Annotated in this window: 21 protein-coding genes; 11 read left to right on the forward strand and 10 right to left on the reverse strand. The window is 58.9% G+C overall.

Going from position 1 to position 23,727, the window contains the following annotated elements; all coding sequences use genetic code 11:
• The first annotated feature begins 154 nt into the window (after positions 1-154).
• The 4 genes from ACWJJK_RS19370 (at position 155) to ACWJJK_RS19385 (ending at position 3,184) form a co-directional block, all read left to right on the forward strand.
• On the forward strand, positions 155-874 hold the full coding sequence (locus ACWJJK_RS19370) for a hypothetical protein (protein WP_156881675.1): 720 nt from the start codon (positions 155-157) through the stop codon (positions 872-874).
• Positions 875-1,365: 491 nt separating this feature from the next.
• Positions 1,366-1,566, forward strand: a complete 201-nt coding sequence (locus ACWJJK_RS19375; protein ID WP_077730057.1) for a hypothetical protein — start codon at positions 1,366-1,368, stop codon at positions 1,564-1,566.
• Between the two features lie 217 nt (positions 1,567-1,783).
• On the forward strand, positions 1,784-1,963 hold the full coding sequence (locus ACWJJK_RS19380; protein ID WP_205780751.1) for an ATP-binding cassette domain-containing protein: 180 nt from the start codon (positions 1,784-1,786) through the stop codon (positions 1,961-1,963).
• Between the two features lie 684 nt (positions 1,964-2,647).
• Entirely contained in the window at positions 2,648-3,184 is a 537-nt protein-coding gene (locus tag ACWJJK_RS19385; protein ID WP_086134630.1) for a methyltransferase, read from the forward strand.
• A 384-nt stretch (positions 3,185-3,568) separates the two neighbouring features.
• On the opposite strand, the gene asd is transcribed toward ACWJJK_RS19385, so the two are convergent.
• Positions 3,569-4,447, reverse strand: coding sequence for an archaetidylserine decarboxylase (gene asd / locus ACWJJK_RS19390; RefSeq protein ID WP_454128392.1), 879 nt, complete (start codon positions 4,445-4,447; stop codon positions 3,569-3,571).
• A gap of 443 nt (positions 4,448-4,890) precedes the next feature.
• Between asd and ACWJJK_RS19395 the strand changes: the two genes are divergently transcribed.
• Positions 4,891-5,514, forward strand: a complete 624-nt coding sequence (locus ACWJJK_RS19395) for a DUF962 domain-containing protein (protein ID WP_077730054.1) — start codon at positions 4,891-4,893, stop codon at positions 5,512-5,514.
• Between the two features lie 170 nt (positions 5,515-5,684).
• Here the strand turns inward: ACWJJK_RS19395 and ACWJJK_RS19400 are convergent, their stop codons facing one another.
• Positions 5,685-7,373, reverse strand: a complete 1,689-nt coding sequence (locus tag ACWJJK_RS19400) for an aminotransferase class III-fold pyridoxal phosphate-dependent enzyme (protein ID WP_454128393.1) — start codon at positions 7,371-7,373, stop codon at positions 5,685-5,687.
• A 577-nt stretch (positions 7,374-7,950) separates the two neighbouring features.
• On the opposite strand from ACWJJK_RS19400, the gene ACWJJK_RS19405 reads away from it, so the two are divergent.
• Positions 7,951-8,715: a SapC family protein gene (locus ACWJJK_RS19405; RefSeq protein WP_086134627.1), complete on the forward strand. Its 765-nt coding sequence runs from the start codon at positions 7,951-7,953 to the stop codon at positions 8,713-8,715.
• A gap of 300 nt (positions 8,716-9,015) precedes the next feature.
• Here the strand turns inward: ACWJJK_RS19405 and ACWJJK_RS19410 are convergent, their stop codons facing one another.
• The 6 genes from ACWJJK_RS19410 to ACWJJK_RS19435 all read right to left on the reverse strand — a co-directional run bounded on the left by ACWJJK_RS19410 (position 9,016) and on the right by ACWJJK_RS19435 (position 16,688).
• Positions 9,016-11,352: a PhoX family protein gene (locus tag ACWJJK_RS19410; RefSeq protein WP_454128394.1), complete on the reverse strand. Its 2,337-nt coding sequence runs from the start codon at positions 11,350-11,352 to the stop codon at positions 9,016-9,018.
• Between the two features lie 532 nt (positions 11,353-11,884).
• Positions 11,885-12,652, reverse strand: coding sequence for a twin-arginine translocase subunit TatC (tatC, locus tag ACWJJK_RS19415; protein ID WP_077730049.1), 768 nt, complete (start codon positions 12,650-12,652; stop codon positions 11,885-11,887).
• A gap of 1 nt (position 12,653) precedes the next feature.
• On the reverse strand, positions 12,654-12,977 hold the full coding sequence (gene tatB / locus ACWJJK_RS19420; protein ID WP_156881671.1) for a Sec-independent protein translocase protein TatB: 324 nt from the start codon (positions 12,975-12,977) through the stop codon (positions 12,654-12,656).
• Between the two features lie 23 nt (positions 12,978-13,000).
• A complete protein-coding gene (gene tatA, locus ACWJJK_RS19425; RefSeq protein ID WP_077730047.1) occupies positions 13,001-13,216 on the reverse strand; it encodes a twin-arginine translocase TatA/TatE family subunit in 216 nt (71 codons plus the stop codon).
• A 413-nt stretch (positions 13,217-13,629) separates the two neighbouring features.
• Complete coding sequence (locus ACWJJK_RS19430) at positions 13,630-15,135, reverse strand: alkaline phosphatase PhoX (RefSeq protein ID WP_156881670.1); 1,506 nt, start codon at positions 15,133-15,135, stop codon at positions 13,630-13,632.
• A gap of 596 nt (positions 15,136-15,731) precedes the next feature.
• Positions 15,732-16,688, reverse strand: a complete 957-nt coding sequence (locus tag ACWJJK_RS19435) for an IS110 family transposase (RefSeq protein WP_454128395.1) — start codon at positions 16,686-16,688, stop codon at positions 15,732-15,734.
• Between ACWJJK_RS19435 and ACWJJK_RS19440 the strand changes: the two genes are divergently transcribed.
• Positions 16,687-17,040 carry a hypothetical protein gene (locus ACWJJK_RS19440; protein ID WP_454128396.1) on the forward strand — a complete coding sequence of 118 codons (354 nt, stop codon included), beginning with the start codon at positions 16,687-16,689 and terminating at the stop codon, positions 17,038-17,040. The genes ACWJJK_RS19435 and ACWJJK_RS19440 overlap by 2 nt on opposite strands.
• On the opposite strand, the gene ACWJJK_RS19445 is transcribed toward ACWJJK_RS19440, so the two are convergent.
• The gene (locus ACWJJK_RS19445; protein ID WP_454129056.1) at positions 17,037-18,053 is read right to left on the reverse strand and encodes a metallophosphoesterase; all 1,017 of its coding nucleotides are present in this window, start codon (positions 18,051-18,053) and stop codon (positions 17,037-17,039) included. The two genes, ACWJJK_RS19440 and ACWJJK_RS19445, sit on opposite strands and share 4 nt — an antisense overlap.
• Before the next feature lie 535 nt (positions 18,054-18,588).
• On the opposite strand from ACWJJK_RS19445, the gene ACWJJK_RS19450 reads away from it, so the two are divergent.
• On the forward strand, positions 18,589-18,996 hold the full coding sequence (locus ACWJJK_RS19450) for a hypothetical protein (protein WP_077730045.1): 408 nt from the start codon (positions 18,589-18,591) through the stop codon (positions 18,994-18,996).
• A gap of 92 nt (positions 18,997-19,088) precedes the next feature.
• On the forward strand, positions 19,089-19,691 hold the full coding sequence (locus tag ACWJJK_RS19455) for an HdeD family acid-resistance protein (protein WP_454128397.1): 603 nt from the start codon (positions 19,089-19,091) through the stop codon (positions 19,689-19,691).
• Between the two features lie 360 nt (positions 19,692-20,051).
• Here the strand turns inward: ACWJJK_RS19455 and ACWJJK_RS19460 are convergent, their stop codons facing one another.
• Positions 20,052-20,270, reverse strand: a complete 219-nt coding sequence (locus ACWJJK_RS19460; RefSeq protein ID WP_434131947.1) for a hypothetical protein — start codon at positions 20,268-20,270, stop codon at positions 20,052-20,054.
• Positions 20,271-20,396: 126 nt separating this feature from the next.
• Between ACWJJK_RS19460 and ACWJJK_RS19465 the strand changes: the two genes are divergently transcribed.
• Together ACWJJK_RS19465 and ACWJJK_RS19470 are read left to right on the forward strand one after the other, a co-directional pair.
• Positions 20,397-20,768 carry a cupin domain-containing protein gene (locus ACWJJK_RS19465; protein WP_077730042.1) on the forward strand — a complete coding sequence of 124 codons (372 nt, stop codon included), beginning with the start codon at positions 20,397-20,399 and terminating at the stop codon, positions 20,766-20,768.
• Between the two features lie 21 nt (positions 20,769-20,789).
• Entirely contained in the window at positions 20,790-23,711 is a 2,922-nt protein-coding gene (locus ACWJJK_RS19470; protein ID WP_454128398.1) for a glycosyl hydrolase family 65 protein, read from the forward strand.
• Positions 23,712-23,727 lie beyond the last annotated feature (16 nt).

Raw genomic sequence — 23,727 nt, forward strand, 5'->3', positions numbered from 1 at the left:
CTCCGGAGTATCGCCTAAGCCGGACCTACGCCTAACGCGGAAGGTCGCTTCAAGCGGAAAAAACGAACACCCGTAACACAAACTTAACCCATTTGAAAGAAAGCAAGGATACAGTGTCGCCAGCCTTACAAACGAGAAGTCGAGGAGACCGATCATGCTTGCTCATGTCAGAAAACCGCCAGTCGTTTTTGCATTGGCGCTCGGTCTTGGGTTGAGCCCGGCAGGGCATGCCGCCATCTGGAAAGCGACATTGAATCAATCCAATGCCGAATCCGTGTTTCCGGACAATGCGGATTACCTGACCGTGTTCATCCGGGACGGCAGCGATGCCGCCGGACTTTTGCTGAACGGCTATACGACGACGAGCGATGACGTCGTGTTCAGCGTCGACGCGCTTTCCGTGCTGGACTCGAAAGCGGGTACCAACTACGGTATCGATACTTTTGCATTCAACACCACATTAAACCCTGGCGGTTTTACCGCTAATAACTTCAAGTTGCCCAGCGGATGGAGCCTCGGGTCCGGCAATGCCGATGGTTTCGGCGATTTCGAACTCAAGACGGACGGCGGCGGCCAAGACCGCTACGATCCGGTCTGGTTCGCCATCACCGGGATCAACGGCGATAACGCAAGCCACTATTTCGCTCTTTCCGGTAAAAACGCCGGCCAGGGCAATTATTACTTCGCCGCCCACGTCGCCGGTTTCAACGAAGCCCTGACCGGCGGAACGGGCGGCGCGTGGTTCGCAGGCTCGAACGGTCAACCGGGTACCGCGCCCGAACCTGTTCCCGTTCCCGCAGCTTTTTGGCTGTTCGGCTCCGCTGTCGCCGGTTTCGCTTTCGCCTCCCGGCACTCCAAGCCACGCCTCGTGTAAAAAGGAGTCTTGAAGAAGAAAGACGCGAAGCCTATCGCTCGTTGCCGGATGAAGAACGAGGTTGCGTGTAAATGGTGGCCGATAGACGCGAACCGAAACGCCGGGACCGTACGAGCGCCACTCACTAAGCGCCAATGGCTGGGGGTGCTCCTTGCCGCGGCCTGATCCTCGGCATTAGCGGTGCGCGGTAGAGCATCCGCCTCACTTGGGATGAAAGACCGATGCCACCGGGCCACTTGCGTGCTTGCAAAATAAGCAGCCGGTTTGACGGAGGTCAAGTCTCGATCTGGATGCCGACTGCGGCGCTGGCTATCATGCCTTAGATGTTGACGCAGACCCGCCGGGTAGCCCGCAGACGGAGCGGATGATCCCCCGGGACGTCTCGCCTGCGCCAACCACGCACCTCCGGCCTCACCCCGACCGTCCCGATCGCCGGGCGAAGCTTCGGGGAGGCCGAGTTCAAGCTTTCCAACTAACGAGGAGTTGTCCTTATGAATAACCATCTTGGCGACGACCGATCGTGCCGCGCTTATTTCCACATCGTCGACATCGACCCCGCCACCGAGAGCGTCGTGATCCAATACGTCGAGAATGACTGGATACGAGGAATGGACCAGACTCGGCACCTGCCTTGGGTGGAGTTCTTGAACGGCTTGAGGGAGGGGCGCTATGAAATTCATCGCGCGAACTGACGACTGAGCCCCTTCGGCGGCAGCCGTCCGCTTCCTCCATGATCTTCCAAACGCATCCCACGCGGCGAATCGCGATCTCGGTCCGGCCTTCCGAACCCGCCGACAATCGACTCGGATTTCGAATCATCGCTGCCATCCCGAAATCATCCTGACGGATGAACCATGTTCGGCGTTCGATCCCATTGCGACGGCCAAAATCGAGCACCTGGCCGCGGAATTGAAGCGTCAATTCACCCTTGTAATCGTGACCCATTCGCTACAGCAGGCCGCGCGGGTTTCGGAGCGCATCGGATTTTTCCATCTGGGACGATTGATTGAAGTGGGGGAAACGGCCGAGGTCCTTACCCATCCGCGTCATCCCTTGACCAAAAGCTATATCACCGGCCGCATCGGCTGATTCCGAATTCCGATACCGGGCGCTTGACGCGACGACCGTATGCCCCTGACCTTTTTCGTAAAAGGGTTCTCGATGCCGCATTAGAGCGTTTTCATCTCGCTCGTACGGCAAAACAGGCTTGGCGGAAGTCGTGGCGCCTTCGGCTCGGGTGAATTGCTTCAATTCGTAGGTCGGCAATCCTTTGCCGACGAAGACGCGTGGCCGGGACGTGGCGTCGGGAAGGGATTCCCGACCTACAGGGTGCATGGTTGTAGGTCGGCAATCCCTTGCCGACGAACCCTTTGGCCCAACGGCGGCGTCGGGAAGGGTCGCGACTAAAGCGACCGTTTGCGATTGGGAAGGATTCCCGACCTACTCGCGAATGCCCGTACAGTAGGTATAAAAATGCTCTAATCGAACTGCACGGCAGGATGGTCGATACTTTCAGCAGCCGAGAAGCGATCTCCACCCCCGGCCTACCGCCTCAAACGGTTCGCTGAACATGTGCCGTCGGCTGTCCGACGTTCACAATAAAATCACCGAGTATCCAGGTGAAGGATTCTCTTTTCCCGAATTCTTCGACGCGCCGAACGCATAGGTATTACCGTATTTTTATCGACAGGTTTGATGTTTTCCGTTTCGAGGTTGCGATCCGTTCTCTGATTCTGTTTAATTCGATTAACTGGATTTTCAAGGAATAAGATTATGCTGCTTTGGTTATTTCTGACCGCAGCTCTATTGTTAAGCATAGAACGGATAACCTACCTGTGGATTTGGCATCATCCTGATACCTTTAAGGCCGTCTGCAAATATCCCGCAATCGTTCGTTTTGGCGAGCCGATTTCCGCCCTGGAGAAGTTATTTTATATATTCAAGATATTGCAAATAGGGATATTCCTTGCCTGGTGCATGCTGCTAGGGAATACCCTAATTCCACTCCCCACCAGCAGTCTGGTTCCAATGTCATTGGGGATTGGGTTGATTGTTATCGGCCAAGTATTTAATTTCGGCGTCTTTTATCGCCTAGGGCGGTCCGGAGTGTTCTACGGCAACAAGTTCGGTTATGAAATCCAGTGGTGCAACGCCTTCCCATTTTCAGTGCTTAACCATCCCCAATACGTCGGTACATTATTGTCGATTTGGGGCTTTTTTCTGGTCATGAGATTCCCTCATGACGACTGGATTCTGTTACCTCTTGTGGAGACTTTATATTACGGCGTCGGCGCGTACTATGAGCGTTGATCGATAAGGAAGCTCTGATTATTGCTTCGGCAGTTAAATCAGAATCATCTTTCGAATGCATCTCCGATCTTACCTTGTCCAATCAATGACTTGGGTTAATCGCAATTTGCCGAAAATCGCGCTTTAATTGCCGAAGCGATACTAAACGTAAACGAATGAATGTCACTTTGCTCGTCATTCCGGCATGGATTGCCGGAATCCAGAAACCAGGGATGGCAAGGCTGATACATCCATGTAACCTGGACCCCGGCATTCCCTGCCAGGATGACGGTATAACTTTTCTTTCTTATCACTTAGTAAGTCCTTCGACAGGCTCAGGACGAACGGAAACGGATTGATTCCGTTCATGGTGAGCCTGTCGAACCATGAGCGGAATCGACTTATTCAGAGTTTCCATAACGGAAGCATCAGCAGTCGTCGCCCCATGCGGATGACGGCGCCCTGTTCCAGCTGAGGGCAGAGCTTGAACCCGTTGGGCGCCAAAACGATGATCGTCGAACCATGCTGAAACCACCCTAGTTCGTCACCTTTACGAAATGGCGCTTTGCATGGAATCACGTTAGGGCCGCGGTACTTGAGGTGCAGCAGAACATCCAGGAAATGAAGCCGTATGCTGGCCACGAGCACGGCGGCAACGGGCACCAAAGCGATTAGGTGGTTGCCGGGGCTCAACCGCGTCCGCAGTACGGCGCGCTCGTTCTTGCAAAAAAGACCCGGTATTCGCCTGAGGGCAACCGGATTGACATTCCAGGTGTCTCCCGAAATGTAGGTAACCTGATCGATCTCGCAGTCATACGGCGCGTGGAACCGGTGGTACATGCCGGAAGTGAGCCGTAAGGTCACGTAATAGCCATTACGGTAGTGGCTTGCCAATTCCCCATCACAAACCAGTTCGTTCAGGGCGTACGGGATGCCTTTGGCCTGAAACAGCGTCGTGCCTTCGATATCGCCATGTGCCCCTATGATGGCGTCGCACGGACTGACCAGAACGCCGGGATCATCGTCGACGGGACGGGCGCCTTCCTTAAGTTCGCGGGTGAAGCATTCGTGCATGCTGCGGAACTTCGTTTTCTTGGCGTCGCTCAGGTCGACTTGGGCAAACAGCCGCCACAAGGCAATGGATAGACGACAGACCAGAGGATGCTCGATTTGGCTGAACCAACCCACGAACCGCGTGAGAAATTGGCGCGGAATGCGATTGGTCAGCAAAAAATTGACATCGTCCTGTTGGGTAATTTGCGCGATTAGGGAGCGTAAGGTCATTGTTTGTAGGGCTTTGTACTATCGGTGCTCATCTCCAAAAGCCACAGGACACGCATTATTGTTCCGGCAGTCGCGAGCGATGCCTGTCCTGAGCCCGGTCGAAGGGCGCTTCCCGATGGTCGGCACATCCTACGGACTGCATTTGTCGAAGATCGCCTCTTTGTGCCAAAGCAATAACTACGGAATCATGCGAGTCATCCGGCTGTCATCGTTCAGTCAGGAAATTGCATTAACTCTGTAACACTCGAATCTTATCCTTAATGGATGGATTGGCATCGAATGGTCAGCCGCCTTGAAGTGCTGTGGCAGCAGGGATGCTCGTTGATTCTTTGGGTTTCGGACTTTTTGCTTTGTCTCTTTCTCTCCTGTCCGCACGGCGCTGTTCGTACGCTTCACGCACGGACACACCGTGCTTTTTTTTTGCGCTATTCATCGGAGGATCTATGCACGGTTTTCTTAAAGCTCTGGAAATACAACGTTGGGACGATCACCGTTACTATCATCACAGCCGGATAAACCAGTCGCTGCATTTCGTCAGCGCGCTGAGTTTCGTATTGGCTTACGCCTTGGTGTTCACCGATCCGGTCGCCGCGGCGCTGATCGGGTGGCTGTTCGCAATGCTCACCCGTCAAACCGGTCACTTCTTCTTCGAGCCGAAAGGATATGACGTCGTCAATCAGGCGACCCACGAGTACAAGGAACAGGTGAAGGTCGGCTATAACCTAAGGCGGAAGGTGGTCCTCATGGCTATCTGGGCACTCTCTCCGATCGCTCTTTACCTGGATCCAACGCTGTTCGGGCTTTTCGACTCCAACTCCACCGACAGTAGCTTCATGCACCACCTGGGCTTGTTATGGCTCGCGATCGGAATCGGCGGCCTGCTGTTCCGAACCGTGCAACTGTTCTTCCTGAGAGACGTCCAAACCGGGCTGGTTTGGTTGGCCAAAATCCTTACCGATCCGTTTCACGACATCAAGCTGTACTACAAATCCCCTATTTGCCTGCTCCGAGGACAGCTCATCGATCCCATGACATCTGAAAAAGAGGAATCGGAACAGCACGCTTGAGCTCCGCCAGGGTTCCAAATTCATTTTATGAAGGCCGCGACGGAAAGCGGCCAGCCCTTTCAAACCGATACGATCAACAAACTCTGAGCATACGTATCCGGACTCGTTCAGCATTTGTCACCCACAGATGCGTGTAGAACCAGCGAGGAAACGGAAGCTCGCGCTTAATCCTAGCCTTCTCGGTTTTGACGGTACTCGGAACCTACTAACCGGAAACGCTTGGCAAGCATCTCGCGAAGCACCTGTCGTCTTATGGCCTTGTTGGACAATCCCCCCTCGTACCACCACCATCCGTCCTGCCTCATCTTCTCGGCCGCGGTCACGAAGCGCTCCGCCACGGTTTTGAAATCGGATTCGGTGTAATTGAGGCTGAAGATGAGCCGGCCGGTTCCTACCCAGCTCAGGGTCAGATCCTGCGCACGCAGGTAATATTGAAACATCCAGTTGTAGCGGGAGGGCCGGGTATAGAAAACAGTCCAGATGGACGCCAGATTGGCCACCCGTACCGGCAGGTCCTGGTCGCGAAGCCTTTGATTCAACTGCTCGGCCCTGGCATTCCACACGGAATCCAGGTCCCGATAGAGATTCCGGATCTCGGGTTTGTCGAGACAATTCAGGAATTCATTCATCGCCGCCATCACGTAAGGATGGGAATTGAATGTGCCCCTGGCAAAGCAGATATCCGTAGGTCGGTCGTCGCGAAAGCGCTTCATCAAGTCCTTGCGGCCGCATACGACGCCGACGGGCAGGCCGCCGCCCAAAGTCTTGCCGTAGGTGACCATGTCGGCCTGAACGCCGAAATATTCCTGAGCGCCGCCCGGCGCCAGGCGGAAGCCGGTAAACACCTCGTCGAAGATCAGGACGATGCCCCTTTCACTGCACACCGTGCGTAGCCGCTTCAACCAGTCCGTGTAAGCCGCCCGATCGAAACCGGCGGATCGGCTGCTGTCGATCAGGGTTCCATCGCCCGGAGCGCTCGCATTCGGATGCAGCGCCTGCAAAGGATTCACCAGTAGGCAGGCGATGTCCCGGCGCTTGCGAAGCACGCGCAGCGTATCGTCGCCCATGTCTTTCAGCGTGTAGGTTTCGTGCGCCGGCACCGGGTTGCCGATCCCGGGCTGCACGTCGCCCCACCAGCCGTGATAGGCACCGCAGAAGCGCACCACATAAGCTCGCCCGGTGTGGTATCGCGCCAGCCGCACCGCCTGCATCACCGCTTCGGTGCCGGACATATGGAACGACACTTCGTCGAGTCCCGAGATGAGTTTCAGCCGCTCCACGTTGCTGACGATCACCGGATGATAAAGGCCCAGTACAGGTCCCAGCTCGTGCACTCGCTCGCCGGCCCGCTGCAGGCACTCCTTGTAAAAGTCGTAACCGAACACGTTGACGCCGTAAGACCCCGCGAGATCGTAGGAGACGTTGCCGTCCGGGTCGGTGAGGGTGACTCCCGAAGACGATTGAACGAAAGCGCCGGTTTTGAGGTATTCGCGGACCAAGCGCCTGAATTGGAAGGGTACGCGATAGGCGGAGGTGAACTGCAAATCCGAGATGCCGTCCGCCGCCGACTCGTTGAGCTCGAGCGTACGCGGAGACCGCTTGCGCAAGAACTCCGCAAGCCGCATGAATCCGGCGCGCCGTTGTGCGGCGATTTCTTCCGGAGCGCCATCGCAGCGAAAAAAATGTTCCTCGTCGTATTCGTAGAATGGCACCAGTTTGGCGATGCGGCGGGATAGATTGGAATGCCCTGCCAGGGAGGGGTGCTTGGCCCTCGACAGATCCAATCTCAGTTTCAATTTCGGCAGCGCCGCCGCAGCGACAGCCGCGCCCAGCCAGTAAAGGGCTACGCTTGTATCCATTTCATTCCTCGGCGATGGGACATTACGGCAAGGGCTCGCCAAACCGGTAGGACGCGAAGAGCAACTTCATGTCCACCGGTGGCATGAGAAATCCGAGTTTCATATCGGCCAGAATGATGATCCCCAAAGGTGCCGAGGTTTCTTCGTGAAGGACTCCTCGGGCGTCAACGTGCTCCAAACTGTAACAATCGAATGTTTCAGATTTGTTGCATGGCAACCCCAGATCGCATTCGTCCGTTCTGGAACAAGATCTCGGTGTCAGCTTTGGAGAGCGGGACTCGGCATGCCGCATCCGAACGCGCTTGTGTTTCGGAAACTGTCACATGATCTTCAAACGGTCGTCACAAAACACCGCTACCGTTTCTCCGACACGGGTCCATCAACGGACTCAAGGGCGCGGATGTCGGTGTCAACGAAACATCGTCCGGCGCCGCTCTACGGCCGACCGCCTTGTGGTTTTTTAAGCTGCGGCCTGACACGGTTGACGGCAAGGGGCGCATTCAGGAAAAGCCTTGCGATCGGCGACGCCCGATAGACTTTTACATACTCGGCAACGATTGTTTTTTCAAAACCCGAAATGACTGCGGAAACAAGCAAATCACGCTCAGAACCGACCGGACTGCTCTTTTATCGAAACATCGTCGCTTTGAATGCCGAAAGGCATCAGTCGTTAAGAATCGGCGCCGCCAACGACCATCGTTTCGCGGCAAAGAGCCATTGGGTTCCGCTCCTCGCGGCGGAATTCGCCGAAGCCTGCAAGGACTACCCGATCGGTTTCGCCAAGGCGGGCAATGACGGTTGGGTTCCAGTGGCCGTGCTTGGATTCGAACGGGAGGAAAATCTTTTCATCGACGGACACGGACACTGGACGGCGGATTACGTGCCGGCCTTCGTTCGCCGATACCCTTTCATTCTGGCGGAAAGCGACGTTGATCCCGAACCGCAGCACGTGGTTTGCGTGGACGAAACCTGCGCGTGGTTGAGTGTTGAAGCGGAAGGGGAACCGCTATTCGTCGGCGGAAAGCCTTCTGCTTATCTGCGCGAGACCATGGATTTCCTCCAGGACTACCATCAACAGGCCAAGCGAACCGCGCGGTTCGGTCAAAAACTTGCCGACTGGAATCTGCTGATCGAGACGCAGGCGGCGGCCACCACGTCGGCCGGGCAGAGCTTCGGGCTGTCGGGCTTTTGGATCGTCGATGAAACGGCATTGAATCGGTTGACGATCGAGAAACTGCACGAGCTTCACACGGCGGGCGAACTCGGCTGGGTTTTCCTGCATCTGGCCTCGCTGACCAATTTCCGCAAACTGCTGGTGCGGAAGAATACTGCGGCTGCGTGACTCTCCGCGCATCTAACCCACGCTGCACCGGAAACATGAACGAAACCTTGTTTTCAGCCGTTACTAATTCCAAATCGCTTTCAATCAGGAATCAATTTTTGTAAGAGTGGGTTAGGCGGCGAGGCCGTAACCCACTGAGCGACCTCGGACCTGTCCTGAGCCAAGTCGAAGGGTCGGTGGGTTACGCTTCGCTAACCCACCCTACGATTCATGTTCATTCGAATGCCGAATGCAATAAGAATCCGGCATGACTATGTGTCGCGGCGGGGCATGCCCGCCCCGCCGCTGAACGCACGGATCTTACGAGCCGATGATACCGCCATCGTCCTTGGTGATGACCAGGACGGAGGAACGCGGACGGCTCAGGCCCGGCGTGTTGGGCAAGGGCTGGCCGGCGCTGTTGACGGTGAACTGGCTTTGCGGCCAGTTGCTGTACTGCGTCGGGTTAGACGCGGGCGAATCCTCGCCGGGATGCTGGACGCCGACGAATAGGGTCTTGCCGTCGGGCGTGCTGGTGACGCCGGTGACTTCGCAATTTCGGGGGCCGGTCAGGAAACGGCGCACTTCCTTGGTGTTGGGGTCCGCGCAGGCCATGATGTTGGCACCGATGTTGACCCAATCGCCGCTCGCATCGCCGGCCTGGTCGGTCTGTATCCACAGCCGTCCGAACTGGTCGAACCACAAGCCGTCCGGCGCTCCGAAATCGGCGGAGCCCGCCGGTGCGTCGACAATGTCGCCCTCATAGTACGGACCGGTGCCGGCGGCGCCGTTCACCAGATTGCCGGACTGATAATTCGCCCCCAGAGTCTTGGCGGTGATCGAATCGCCGCAGAGCATGAAGATGTCCCACTCGAAGCCGGTCGCGGTGACGACATTGCCGTCCTCGCGCCAGCGGATGATGTGACCGTAGTCGTTGTCCGGGCGCGGGTTGGCCATATCCACCGGCGGACGTGCGCTGGCGGCCGTCGTCGTGCCGTCGGCCTTGTTGGACGAGGTCGCCGGCGTACTGCCGCCACCGCCGCGGCGGTTGTTGTTGGTCAAGGTGCAATAGATTTCCAGCGGACGCTGGTCGTTGTAGACCGAGTAACCTTTGAACGAAAACTCGGGATCGTAATAAGTGCGCAGCGCGGTCCATTCCGGGCGGTCCATCATGGTGGCGCCGACCGCATCGGCGGCCTGACGGGTCTTGATCAGGATCAGGGCCTGCACTTCCGCGTCGTCCGCGCCGGCAAACTGCGGCAACTCGCGCAGCTTGTAGTATCCGCCCGCGCCATTGGGAATCACGGACGTCGTATCCGGCTCCAGCGCGATCCATTCGCCGCGATAGGTTTCCGCTCCGGCGCCAGGCATGTCGGTGAACCTGGCGACGTAGAGCGTGCCTTTGTCCAGCAGGTTGCGATTGTCGGCGCGTTTGTGGCGATTGAACCGTTTGGCGGCAACGAATTTGTAGATGTATTCGTTGCGTTCGTCGTCGCCCATGTAAAAGGCGACCCGGCTGTTGCCATCCACGGCTACCTGAGCGCTCTCGTGCTTGAATCGGCCCATGGCGGTGCGCTTGACCGGCTTGCTCTCGGGATCGAAAGGATCGATTTCCACCACCCAGCCGAACAAATAGGGCTCCAGCGGGTTGGTGGCTGCATTGAACCGCGGGTCGGCTTCATGCCAGCGATAGCCGAAACCCCCGGCCACGATGCCGTAACGGGCTTGATCGTTGAGAATTGCTGCGCGGTTCGGATCGGCCACATCGACGCTTTCGCCGCTGTTCCACCCGAAGTAGCCGTTCCAGTTTTCTTCGCAGGTCAAATAGGTGCCCCAGGGGGTGTAACCGTTCGCGCAGTTGTTGAGCGTTCCGTGGCAATGGTAGCCGTCGTTGATGCCGACCTCGACCGAGCCCGTCGGCTGGATGTCGAACTTCTTCGACTGCATCAAGGCATGCCCGGCCGCCGGGCCGGATATTTTCATCCGGGTGTTGCCGGTGATGCGGCGGCCGAAGGGTGAGGTACCGATGACCTGCCATTTTCCGCGGTTCTTGCGCACTTCGACCACCGATATGCCATGGCCGGCCTGGGATTTGCGTACCTTCGCGATGGTGACGCCGGCGCCGCCGGCCAAACCTTCCGCGCCGTGCAGAATTTCTTCGTGAGTGTATTCGTGATTGACGCACAACAGGCCGAGCACCGGATTCCTTCCGTGACCGATGCCGTGCGAGGAAATTGGGAAGTAGTGCATGCCGTCGTTATGCATGCCGAACTGCTTTTCCTGAGCGGCGGCATCCTGGCTGGCGTCTTCGTCCCAAGCCGGCGCGCGCTTCATGATTGGATCTCCCCAGGACGCCAGTACTTCCACCGTATATCCTGCCGGGACCGTTACTTTATCGGCGACCGGCGCCAGGCTGGGCGGTACGCTCTCGAAACCGATCCCGGCGAAGCCGTTGCCGGCGGGCAGCGGCGCGGCTTCCACAGCGCCAATGATGCTCTTCATGTTGACGCCGCCGATGGCAGCCAGAACAGACGCGCTGATCGTCGTTTGCATGAAATGCCGACGCCCCAAGTCGGTACGCTCGATCACGTCGCGAATGGATTCGTTGCCCGACGGATTCATGGTCACGTCGTTTTTCGGATGTCGCTCACCTTTCATCGAATACTCCAGAGTTCTTGTTGGAATTGGTCACCACGCAGGAATAAGCCGCGGATATTCCGATGCGGTTGCCGGCACATTCACTGCGGGTCGGGCGTAACTTAGCCGACCATCATGACCGGCTAATGAATGTTTGATGACATGTGGATGTCGGACGCGGGATTTCCGAGGTGCGGTCAGGGGGAAGGCCGAGCGAGTGACAGGATCGGCGATCGTTATGTTGGGATATGCACATGATCGTTCGGCCAAGGCGTCGTAGATCGGGAATCCCTTCCCGGCCCGGCGTCGGCAAAGGATTGCCGACCTACGACACCTTGAGTCGCAAAATGGCAAACTTCTGAGGAATCGCCGTGGAGCATTCGTAGGTCGGCAATCCTTTGCCGACGCACCCGTTGGCTCAACTGCACCGTCGGGAAGGGCGGCTTCGGCGCTCCTGGAAGGATCGGTTCGGTGCTCCCGAACCGATCGTTTGCGATTGGGAAGGGATTCCCGACCTACGCGCGAGTGCCCGTACAGTAGATATGAAAATGCTCTAGCCGATATCCTGAGTGGCCGGCGTTTCCGCGTCTTGCGAGGATTTCGCGGTGGAAAAGTACGCGAGGACCACGCCGACCTCGAACAACAGCCAAATCGGCACGGCCATGAGAGTTTGCGAGATGACGTCGGGCGGCGTCAGAACAGCGCCGACGACGAACGCCGCTACGATGGCGTACGGGCGTTTTTCTTTCAGGTCGCGGTAATCGACTGCACCGCTCTTGACCAGGAGCAAGGTCAATATCGGAACCTCGAACACGGCGCCGAAGGCCAGCAAGAGAGACAGCACGAAATCCAGATAATGGGAAATATCGGTCATGACGGCGACTCCCTGCGGGGCGGCAGCGGCCATGAAGCCGAATATCACCGGAAAGACCGCGAAATAGGCGAATGCGATACCGACGTAGAACAAGATCGTACTGGCCAGCAAGAGCGGGATGAACACGCGTCTTTCATGACGATAAAGGCCGGGCGCGACGAAGGCCCAGGCTTCGTAGAGGATGAACGGCACGGCGAGGAACACCGCCACCGCCAAGGTCAGCTTGAAAGGCGTCAGAAACGGCGAGGCCACCTCGATGGCGATCATCTGCGAGCCCGCCGGCAAATGCCGCATCAGCGGTTCGGCCAGACAGGAATAGATGGGGTTGGAGAAATAAACCAATCCAAGGAAAAGCAGCAGCACGGCGAGGACGGATCTGAGCAATCGATTCCTCAGCTCGACCAGATGGCTCATCCAGCCCATTTCGCCAAGACTCTCGGACTCCATGTCAGGCTTCCGGTTCCGCATTTCTACCACCGTTACCGATTGTGGAGGCGTCCGTTTCCGGCTCGGAGCCCGTCCGCTTCGCGCGGGATGACGGCGTCTCTTCCAAGAGAGAGATACGCCTGCCGGCTTTCACCTTCAATGACTGCCTGATCTCTTCGAGTTCCAGTTCGCGATCGATATCCGCCTTGACCGACCCTATGGCGGACTTTGCCTTCCGAACCCACAGTGCCGTCTTGCGGGCCACGCGTGGCAACCGCTCGGGCCCCAGGACCAGCAGGCTGACAGCGCCCACGAGCACCATTTCCCAAAAGCCGATCTCGAACATAACGACGGGCAGTAGAAGAGAGATTAGGCCTTCGGGCTTGCGACGTCGGACGGCGAAGTCCCGAATTCCGCATCACGTTCGCCAACGGGAGACTTGTCGTCCTCGGCTTCGTTCATGGATTTTCTGAAACTCCGAATCGCCCCGCCGAGATCGCCGCCTATGGTCCGCAGCTTCTTGGTGCCGAAAATCAGAAGGACGATCATAAAAACCAGCAACAATTCCCAAACGCCTATGCCCATGTGTACCTCAAAAAAATTATTAATCAGGCCCGTAAATACCCTCCTGGTATTTCGGGCCGCCGCTCAGGGCGGTACACGCCCGGCCTGGGCTCACGCGGCTTGTCGCCGCGCCGGGGCATCCCTGCCCCGGATTAACCCGGCCTATATTTATAGGCCGGGTTAATAAATCTCGAACGAAGTCCGCGCACGCTAGCAGGCGCGCGTTACGAGAGAATGACCAAACGCCGTTCAGGGTTGTGCCGCCCGTGTCAGAAGCACATTGACGTGATCGGTCCCTGTCGTCCCCAAGACGTTCTTCGCGAACGCCCGGGGAAATGACGTAGCTCCAACCGTTGGAGCCGGCGTATCCCTCGCCGTCTTCCCTGCTTGACATCGCCCTGTGAGGGCAATCCACAAATCGTCGCCGCGCTGTTTTACAGCGCGCCGTTGCTCCACGGCCCGGTGATGGCAAAGGTAATGCCCGGATTGGCCTGGATATTGACAAACAGCCACTCGTCCTGGAAGGTCGCGCCCGCGAACTCCGCACCGCGCTGGTTTCTGTCGTAGGTGACACCGTTACGCGAAATCGAGCCCATGCCCTCGGCTCTGAAATCCATGTTGTTTTCGCAGAACGGGAAGATCTTTCCGTCGATGGTCAGGCCGTGCATGCGCGAGACGGCGTTGCTGCCGTCTTCGCAGAGGATCAGGCTGCCGCGCGGACTCCAGGCAATGTTGTCCGGGTTGTCCAACACGTTGCGATCGGCCGATTCGTAAACCAGGCTGAAGGTTTCGTTGACCGGGTCGTAGGCGAAGATCTGGCCGCGGCCCGCGACACCGCCGCTGGTCGAGCAGACGTAGATGATGCCGTTGCCGTACCACACGCCTTCGCCGCGGCGCAGGCTCGCGGCGCCCTGCATGATGCCCTGGGAAACCACGCCGCCGTACGTGGTGCCGGTGATGAAGGGCTTGTTCGGCTCCTCGATATCCACCCACTCGACATCCCATGTTGCACCCGCAGGCTGGGCGACGCCGGTGTCATAGTAGGGGTAAGAAACGCCATTGATCGTGCGGGTGGCATTGGGAGCAACAACGAGTTTCATCATCTGCAGCTTGCCGCCCATGGCCGGCTTGCCCGGCACGTTGGGAATGAAGCGGTAGAAACCGGACGGCGTGCTGTCCTCGGTCTCGTAGATGATGCCGGTGGCCGGATCGACCGCAACGGCTTCGTGGCTGAAGCAGCCCATGTCGACCAGCGCGATGGGCTTGGCTTCGCCCACGGCGGGAACGTCGAAGCAGTAACCGTGCTGCTTGGTGTAGGCGGGGTTGGTGTGCAGGCCGTTGGTGGTTTCCTCGCAGCTGATCCACGAATTCCAGGGCGTGGGACCGCCGGCGCAGTTGCGGATGGTGCCGGAAATCGAGGCCCGGCTCGACGCCCATTTGTTACCACGCGAATTCGGGGCGAAGATGAGATTGGTCGTGCCGCCGTCGCAAGCAGGGTCGTAAGTCAGTTCGGGAGCCGCGAAGGAGCCGGTCACACCGCCTTTCTCGTGGTTGCGTACCAGCACGTAGCGGCCATTGTTGACGGCGACTACGGCCATGCCGTCGTGATTGCTCGGGGTGGGAATGCCGTCATCCATGATGTCGCCGGTCCAGCCGTACGACCAATACTTGAAGCCTTCCGGCAGATTCAGCAGCGGCAAGCCGGTAGCTTCGTCAAATACCGGCGAGAGTGGGCCGTAATCGGGGCTGAAGGGAATGTTTTCGGCGCGGGCCTGCCCCGAACCGAGAATGCTGTAAGGCATGGCGACAGCGGCTGCAGCGGCGATACCGCTCTTGATGAAACCGCGGCGGCTGAGCGTCCAGTTGGGGTCGAGTTCTTTCCTGGCATCGGCGGCCGCGAGGTCGCGGATCAAGTCGATATGGTCGTCACGAGTTGTCATGTGATCTCCGTTATTTTGCGTTGCCATTAGTCGAGAAGCGTGTTCCAAGCGTTCTCCCGCCACGACCGTCCATCCCCATCGGAATCGATGGTGCGGATTTCGTTGCGGGGCATCCGTGTGGCTAATTCTCGAATTCAAAAATGACGGGTGTGAGTAGATCTGGTTACAGTTTGGCGACCCCGACGACTGTAGGGGAACTCGCGAGTAGGTCGGGAATCCTTCCCAATCGCAAACGGCCGTCCTGGGAGCGCCAGGACGCCCCTTCCAATCGCAAACGGTCGCTTTAGTCGCGACCCTTCCAATCGCAAACGCCGAAGTCGCCCTTCCCGACGGCACAGTTGGGCCAACGGGTGCATCGGCAAAGGATTGCCGACCTACGAATGCTGGAAAGAGTTGAGCTCTTGGGATACTGCCGGAATGTCTGCAATTTCGCCCGTACAAGCGAGCAAAAGAAAGGACCGCGAAAGCGGTCCTTTCACCGGCTAAAACGTACCCCGGAACTTCTCGCAGGGTGTTTCGTCGGCCGATTAGAACGTTTTTCATCCCGGTGTACGGCTTCGTGTCGGGCGGGAAGAACGTAGATACCGTCTTAGAAATCACGATGCAAGCCCATGATTGGGATCGAACGGTCGGCCGGACTTAAGGACGCCGTAGGCCAGGACGAGGAGCTTGCGCATGGCGGCGCCGACGATGAGTTTGCCGTTCTTGCCTTGGGCTTTAAGGCGCTCGCAGAAGGCCCGGATCAGTGGGTTATGGCGCCGGGCGACGATGGCCGGCATATAAAGGGCCTTGCGGAGCAAGGCATCGCCGGTCTTGGACAGGCGGGTGTGGCCTTTCCACTTCCCGGACTGGTGCTCTTTGGGCGAGAGGCCCGCAAAGGCGGCGACGCTGCGCGCGTTTTCGAAGCGGTGAACGTCGCCCAGGGCGGCCAGCAGCACCGGGATGGTGGCGTCGCCCAAACCGGGGATGGTGTCGAGCAGGTCACGCCGTTGGCGGAGATCCGGATCGTGGTCGATGTGCTCCCGGATGCGCTTTTGGGTAGCGGCGATCTCGGCGTCGAGGGTGGCGAGCACGGCTTCGATGGAGGGGCGTACGGTGGGGTCGGCCCCGTCCAGGCGGTTTTTTTCCATCTGCCGCATCTCGAGGAGGCTCTCGAGCCGACGCACTAAGGCTTGTAATGGGCGCACGGCCGGCGGAGGCGGCTGCCAGAGCAGCGGCCGTTGGCTGAGACAGAAGCGGGCGATGCGCTTGGCATCGCTTTTATCGGTCTTGGTGCGGCTCAGTTCGGCGTGGCCGAAGGCGTGGATTTGGGCGGGGTTGACCACGCTGACGGCGAGGCCGTGGTCGACCAGGAAAAAGGCCAAGCCTTCACCATAGCGGCCGGTGGCCTCCAGGCACACGTGGGGCGCTGGGAAGGCTTGCAGCCAGGCCAGGAACGCCTTAAACCCTTCGGGCGTATTCTGGAAGACCTTGGTTTTGTACTTGCCGTTGCGTAGGGCGGCGGCGTCGAACTTGGCTTTGGCGATGTCGATACCGATGGGGATGAACGTCATGAAGTCTCCTCTGTCTGCGTTGACGATGGGGCAAAGCGCTGACCGATCGAAACCGCTCCGGCCGGGTTCAGCCTTATCCATCCAGGGTTCTGCCCAAGGCAGCCCTACGATACTGTTCGAACTCTATGGCGAGGAAGGGACGCTGGGGGACGATCTACGGCGCGGGCTTCAGGCCCAAGGTCGGCAACGTCTTGCCCAGCGTCTGGGTCCGATGATCAGTCGGAGATTCTGCCTCTTGTGGAACGCAGAATCGAGATATAAGGTCGGCAATCCTTTGCCGACTTATCGGTTCGGCAAGGGATTGCCGACCTACATATCGGGCTCTCTGGCACCGAATCGAAAAATGCTCTAGGGCAACGGATGCTGTTCCAGGTTCTTTTCGACGATTTCCTGATGAACCGAGAAGACGTCCGCCGAATTCGGATCGACGACGACCCGCAGCCAGTGCACGTCGTCGGCACCGAAGGTTTCCACGCGCGTCGCGTTCTCGATGCGCCGCTTGCTGTTACTGCCCATCATGGGCTTGTCCACACGGTAATAATGCGAGTCGCCGTGAGCGAAAACGACCGGCTTCTTGAACTTGATCGCTTCCGCTTCCATGTCGGCGAGAATTTCCTCGAAACCGCGCCGCCCCGCGCTGCCCTTGGCTAGCTCGAAACCGGGATTGGCTTGAAACAGAAGCAGCACGCCGCGTGCGTCTTCCGCCTCGGCTTTCGCGAAGGTCTCGCTGATCCAGGCGCGGGCCGCCTCGATGCGGCGAGCGACTTCCTCGTCGTCGGCCGGGGTGCGGGCGGCGAACGGCGCCAGGCCGTTATTGCTGCCGACGATGTGCACTGTCGCGAACATGACGTGCTGTTCCATCCAGCGCGTGTTCTCGACGAATTCCGGATAGCTCGGATCGGCGGCCTGGGTTTCCACCGTCATGGTTTTCTCGCCCAGCGTCTGACCGGGCACCGGATAGAACATTTCTCGCAGCTTGGCCAGCCGTTCCAAAGGCTGATAGGAGCCATTGTTGGCGCGATGGCAATCCGTCCATTCATTGTCACCGGGGGTCAAAACGAAGGGAATCTCGAAACGCTGAAAGCGTTGCAGCCGATCCTCGAACACTTCGTCCGAGCACAGGGTGGAACCGTTCTTGATGTCGCCGGCATGCAGAACCCATTTCAATTTACGGTTCGCATTGATTTCCGCGATCACATTATCGAGCTTCCAAAAATCGGCCGGGGCATACGGCACGTCGCCGATCAGGGCGAACTCGAACTTGCCGTAACCGTGGGCGTTATTGTGCTCCGGTGCGGCACTGGCGGTTTGCCCGAGTGCGACGGCGCAAGCGGCGGCAAAAAGCAGGGATTTGACTGGTGTCATGTTCACAATGAGCTCCGGGTTGGAAAGAAAATAAAAGGGCCGCAAGCGGCCCCTTTCCAATCGGCGAACTCGACGGTTACCAGGTGGTCGAGGCCCGACATTTGTTCAGAAGCGCGGCCATTTAATCGGCGGCGCATTACAGGTCTATTAGGATTTCGTAACGATTCGGTGACGGACTGGCTATCGTCGGTGCTCCCTTTTCACATCTATGCCTTGGTTGTGGGCGTTTCGGGTACGCCTCGTGGGATATCGGAGAAACATGTCCCGCGATCGGGTAACGAAACGTTTCATCGAGGAGCGGAATCCGACGCGTGGTACGCAACTTTCCGGACGAGATCCAGAAAGAACCGCGGACCTTGATATTCCGGATCGCTGTCAATGAGGGATTGATTTTGTAGGTGAGTTAGGCCGCGAAGCCCTAACCCACCCTGGCGGCGCCAACGGCGGGAACAAACGCGGCTTTAGTATTCGCAGTCAAATTGCCTAATCCAGCTGTCTAAAGGACTAACGATGTCACGTCAAAGGAGCATGAATCATGAGCAATCAAGAACCGCGCACGCCCCCTAAGACCACGGACTTCGGCATTTTTTATCCTGTCGGCTACCTGGTCGTCGCGTTCCCGAAACGGGAGGACGCACAGCGGGTACAGCAAGATCTCCTAACCGGCGGTTATGAGCAGGCGGATTGCCAGCTTTATACGTGCGAAGAAGTGGCTGCCGCCGCGCAGCGTAATCTTGCGGAAAACACGGGCTTTCTCGCGCGATTGGGCTGGAGCGACGATGCGGTGCAAGCCCATCTGGATGCGGCCCGGCAAGGCTCCGCATTTTTGCTGATCTATGCACCCGGCGACACCGACGCGGCACGCGCGATGAACGTCGTTCGCCGCGTACCGTTCGATTTCGCGCACCGTTACCACCGGCTGGCGATCGAAGAACTGAAGTAATCGCCCGATCCTGACATGCCTGCCGAGAAAGCGAACGAAGCGCCCGACGCTGCGGTCAAACCTTGTCTGCATCTGACAAGGAGGACTTCGTCATGTCATATATGGAACGATTGACCGGCGCGGGCGGCCCGGACGTTTTCTTCGGCGAACTCAGACAGAATTGGGGTTGGCTCCTGGCCCTGGGAATCGTATTGATCATTCTCGGTACGATCGGGCTGGGCATGACGTTTTTCTTGACCGTGGCCAGCATGGTTTATTTCGGAGTCCTGTTGCTCATTGGCGGAAGCTTCCAGATATTTCATGCCGTCAAGGCCACGGGATGGAAAAGCATCATTCTGTCCGTACTCATCGGCATCCTCTATTTGCTTGCGGGTATAACCATCATTAACAACCCTGTGGCCGCATCAACCCTTCTTACCTTGGTCCTTGGCGGAGCGCTGATCGGCATCGGTATCGCGCGGATGGTTATGGCCCTTCAACTCCGCGGGCTCAAAAGCTGGGTTTGGCCGCTTGCAAGCGCCATGCTCGAAATACTGCTGGGCGTCATGATCGTGGCGAAATGGCCGGTTTCAGGACTTTGGGTCATCGGCCTTTTCGTCGCAATCGAACTGATCATGAACGGTTGGAGCTGTATCGCGATCGCACTGACCGCAAAGGAATCCGAAGCCTGGGAAGGATCGCCGAATAAGGCCTAGTCCTGCCACGAGTAAACGGCACGAAAACGCCATTTGGGCCGTGGGACGGGGCATGGGGGCGAGAGTCATCTTCGGATGGGTCAAAAAGATACCGGACCGCGTTTGTTTTCGTTTTCCCCCAAGCCTTTCCCTCGGCCCGTCCAACAAGAGGGATACGAAAGACCGAATAAGCGGAGTCCGGTTTACGCGGCTCGATAATCCTCCGGAATGCCCCGTCTGTTTTTTGTGGCCCCCTCCTGGGGACCGGTCGCCCGGCCTTCGCCTGCGAGCGGCGCACTTCTTATTGTCTCGCTGGTCTCAAGAATGGAATCATCCGCCAAGGAGGGCCGCCCCATACAGACTTGCCGCGTAGCCTGTATCTCAATATTCGTTCTGATGGTCTGTGCGGGCAGCGGCGGGGCGCAGACGTCCGGCGGGACAGGCGCCTGTCCGCCGTTCGAGACACGCGCGCCGAACGCGCCGGACCAGCGCCCGGCGTTTCCCGGTCAGACCCGCGCGTGCGCCGTCCAATCCGATGTCGCCTTCGACGTCGTCGTGCTCGCAACGGGGCTCGAGCAGCCGTGGATTGTACGTCGTCACCGACGAGACCAACGGTGAGCTTTGGAAAATCGTACCGGGACGATAGGCGCGAGAGGCGCTTCGAAGCCGGCGGACTGACCGCTCATTGAATTTTCGTCTTGCCGCAATCGTTTTTGGAGGTGACTTATGATCGGATACACAACGGACATCGAACGCGATACGCTGGCAAACCAGGACTATCGCCGCGTGCTCTATACCGGCCGGAATACCCAGCTGGTGCTGATGACGCTCCAGCCGCGCGAGGAAATCGGAGTCGAAACCCATGAGGAGCACGATCAGTTCATCCGCATCGAAGCCGGAACCGGCGTGGCCGTGCTAAACGGCGAAGAGCACCCGTTGAGCGATGGCGTGGCGGTGGTGATTCCGGCGGGCGTCGAACACAATGTGATCAACACTTCATCCGACCAGCCGCTCAGGCTGTACACGCTCTACAGCCCGCCCGAGCATCCCGACGGCACCGTGCACCGAACGAAGGCCGACGAGCCCGCAGAACACTGAGATCGGCATTCGAGTGCCGAGATGAGCACTGCCGGCCCCATCGTCGCTCTCTTGCCGCGCGACTACGATGCCGTCTTGTTCGACCTCGACGGCGGATATTTTGCGCGATATTCGGAGCAGCATGGGGCCATCGAAGTCGATCAAGCCGCGATCGATCTGGTGCGGTCGCTCCGGGCGCAGGCGATTCGAACGGCCGTGATAGCTGCCGGCAACGAGTTTGCAGCGGTGCAGGAAGCCGCCGGTATCGCGCCGCTGTTCGATATTTATGTGGACGGGTCGGAGATCATCCGTCCGGAGCTCGAGGGCAAGCCGCCGCTCGATGCGCTTCTGGAGGCGGCGCGGCGGCTCGGAGTGGAACCGCTGCGAACGGTCGTCGTGGCGGATACGGTCGGCGAGGTCGAGGCGGGACACATGGGCCGGTTCGGCCTGGTTATCGGCATCGACCGCAGCGGTCGGTCGCAGGCCTTGCGGGAGGCCGGCGCCGATGCCGTCGTGACCGGCTTGGCGAACATCCGCGTGTCGCTCGAACCGCCCTCTGCCTGGGTGTTGGCGTACGAGGACTTCGACCCGGCACGCGAGGGCATCCGGGAATCCTTGTGCGCCCTCGGAAACGGCTATTTCGAGACGCGCGGAGCAGCGCCCTGGGCGCGGGCGGACGATATCCGTTATCCCGGCACCTACCTGGCAGGCGGCTACAACCGGCTGCGGACCGATATCGCCGGACGGGTGGTCGAAAACGAGGACCTCGTCAACTTCCCCAATTGGCTCGCGCTCGAGTTTCGCATCGCCGACGAGGATTGGTTCGATGAGCGAAAGGTCAGAATCCTGTCACATCGTCAAGAACTGGACCTCCGCAGCGGCCTGCTGTCGAGGGCCATACGCTTCGAGGACGGCAAAGGGCGGCGGAGCACGCTTACGGAGCGGCGCCTGGTGTCGATGGTCGACATGCATCTGGGTGCGATCGAGCTCACCCTGACCGCCGAGAACTGGTCTGCCCGCATCACGGTCCGCACGGCCATCGACGGGCGTGTTGTCAACGCGGGCGCGAAGCTTTATCGGAAATTCAACAATCAGCACCTGGAGCCGCTGACGGGTGAAATCGTCGGCGAGGACGGGATGTGTCTCGAAGTGCGTACATCTCAGTCGAAGCTGCATGTCGCGCAGGCGGCGCGAACGCAGGCGTTCAAAGGCGGCAAGCTTGTCAAGACGCCGCGCCGAACGGTTTGCGAACCCGGGTATATCGGGCAGGCGTTCGGCATGCGGCTCAAGCCGGGGGAGACGCTGGTGCTGGAGAAACTCGCCATGCTCCATACCTCGCGCGATCGCGCCATCTCCCAGTGCGCCCTGGCGGCGCGCAAGGCGATGGCGCGAGCCGGACGCTTCGAGGCCGTGCTGTCGGACCACGTCCTGGCCTGGATGCACCTGTGGCGAAGGTTCGACATCCACATGGAACCCGCCGGACGCGATTTCGGGCTGAACGCGCCGATGATGCTTCGGCTGAACATGTTTCATCTGCTGCAGGCCGTGTCCCCCAACTCCATCGATCTCGATATCGGCGTGCCGGCACGCGGCTGGACCGGCGAAGCGTATCAGGGCCACATTTTTTGGGACGAGCTGTTCATCTTCCCGTTCCTCAATTTTCGAATGCCCGAGATCACCCGCTCGCTGCTCATGTACCGCTATCGGCGCCTAGACGAAGCGCGAGCCGCGGCGAAGAGCGCCGGATTCCAGGGCGCCATGTTCCCATGGCAAAGCGGAAGCGATGGGCAGGAGGAAACCCAGGAACTCAACCTGAATCCGCGCTCGCAGCGATGGGTGCCCGACAACTCTTATCTGCAGCGCCACGTCGGCAGCGCCATTGCCTACAACGTCTGGCAGTACTTTCAGGTTACCCGTGACATCGAGTTTCTGCAGTTCGCCGGTGCCGAGCTGATGCTCGAGATCGCCCGCTTCTGGGCCAGCATCGCGAGCTTCAGTAAAGAAAAGGGCCGCTACGAGATCCGCGGGGTGATGGGCCCGGACGAGTTCCACGAGGGCTATCCCGATGCGCCGACGCCCGGTCTCGACAACAACGCCTATACCAACATCATGGCCGTGTGGGTGCTGCGCCGGGCACTGGACGTGCTCAGGCTGCTCCCCGATCTCCGGCGGTTGGAGCTCATGCGCGAGCTTCCCTTGTCCGCGGAAGAAACCGCGCGTTGGGAGGACATCAGCCGGCGAATGTTCGTGCCGTTTCACGGGAACGGGGTCATCAGCCAGTTCGAGGGCTACGAAAAGCTCATCGAGCTGGATTGGGAGGACTACCGGAGGCGGTACGGCAACATCCAGCGCCTGGATCTCATTCTCGAAGCGGAGAACGACACGGCGAACCGCTATAAGCTGTCGAAGCAGGCCGACGTGCTGATGCTGTTCTATCTGTTTTCGGCCGAGGAGCTGAGCGATCTGTTCACGCATCTCGGCTATCCGTTCGAATATGAAACCATTCCGCGCAACGTCACGTATTACGACCGCCGTTCGTCGCACGGCTCCACATTGTCGCGGGTCGTGCACGCGTGGGTCTTGGCGCGATCGAACCGGCCGCGCGCGATGACCTACTTCGCGGAGGCGTTGCAGAGCGACTTGAGCGACATTCAGCAAGGCACCACGGCCGAAGGCGTGCACCTCGGCGCCATGGCGGGGACGGTCGATCTGATGCAGCGCGTAACGACCGGCGTCGAGGTCACGAGCGATGTCCTCAGGCTCAATCCGCAATTGCCGGCGGAATTGGAGCGCCTCGACCTGCGCATTCGCTATCGCGGGCACACGCTCGATTTGCATCTCACCCGCGACGCCCTTACCGTACACGGGCGCGAACCCGGCATCGCGCCGATCCGCCTGGCATTCAAGGATGAAGTACACGACTTCCCCGGCGGCAGCACGCGGGTTTTCGATCTCGGCAAATAGGGGCCTATCCCGGCAG

It is taken from the genome of Methylocaldum gracile (genome assembly GCF_053646815.1).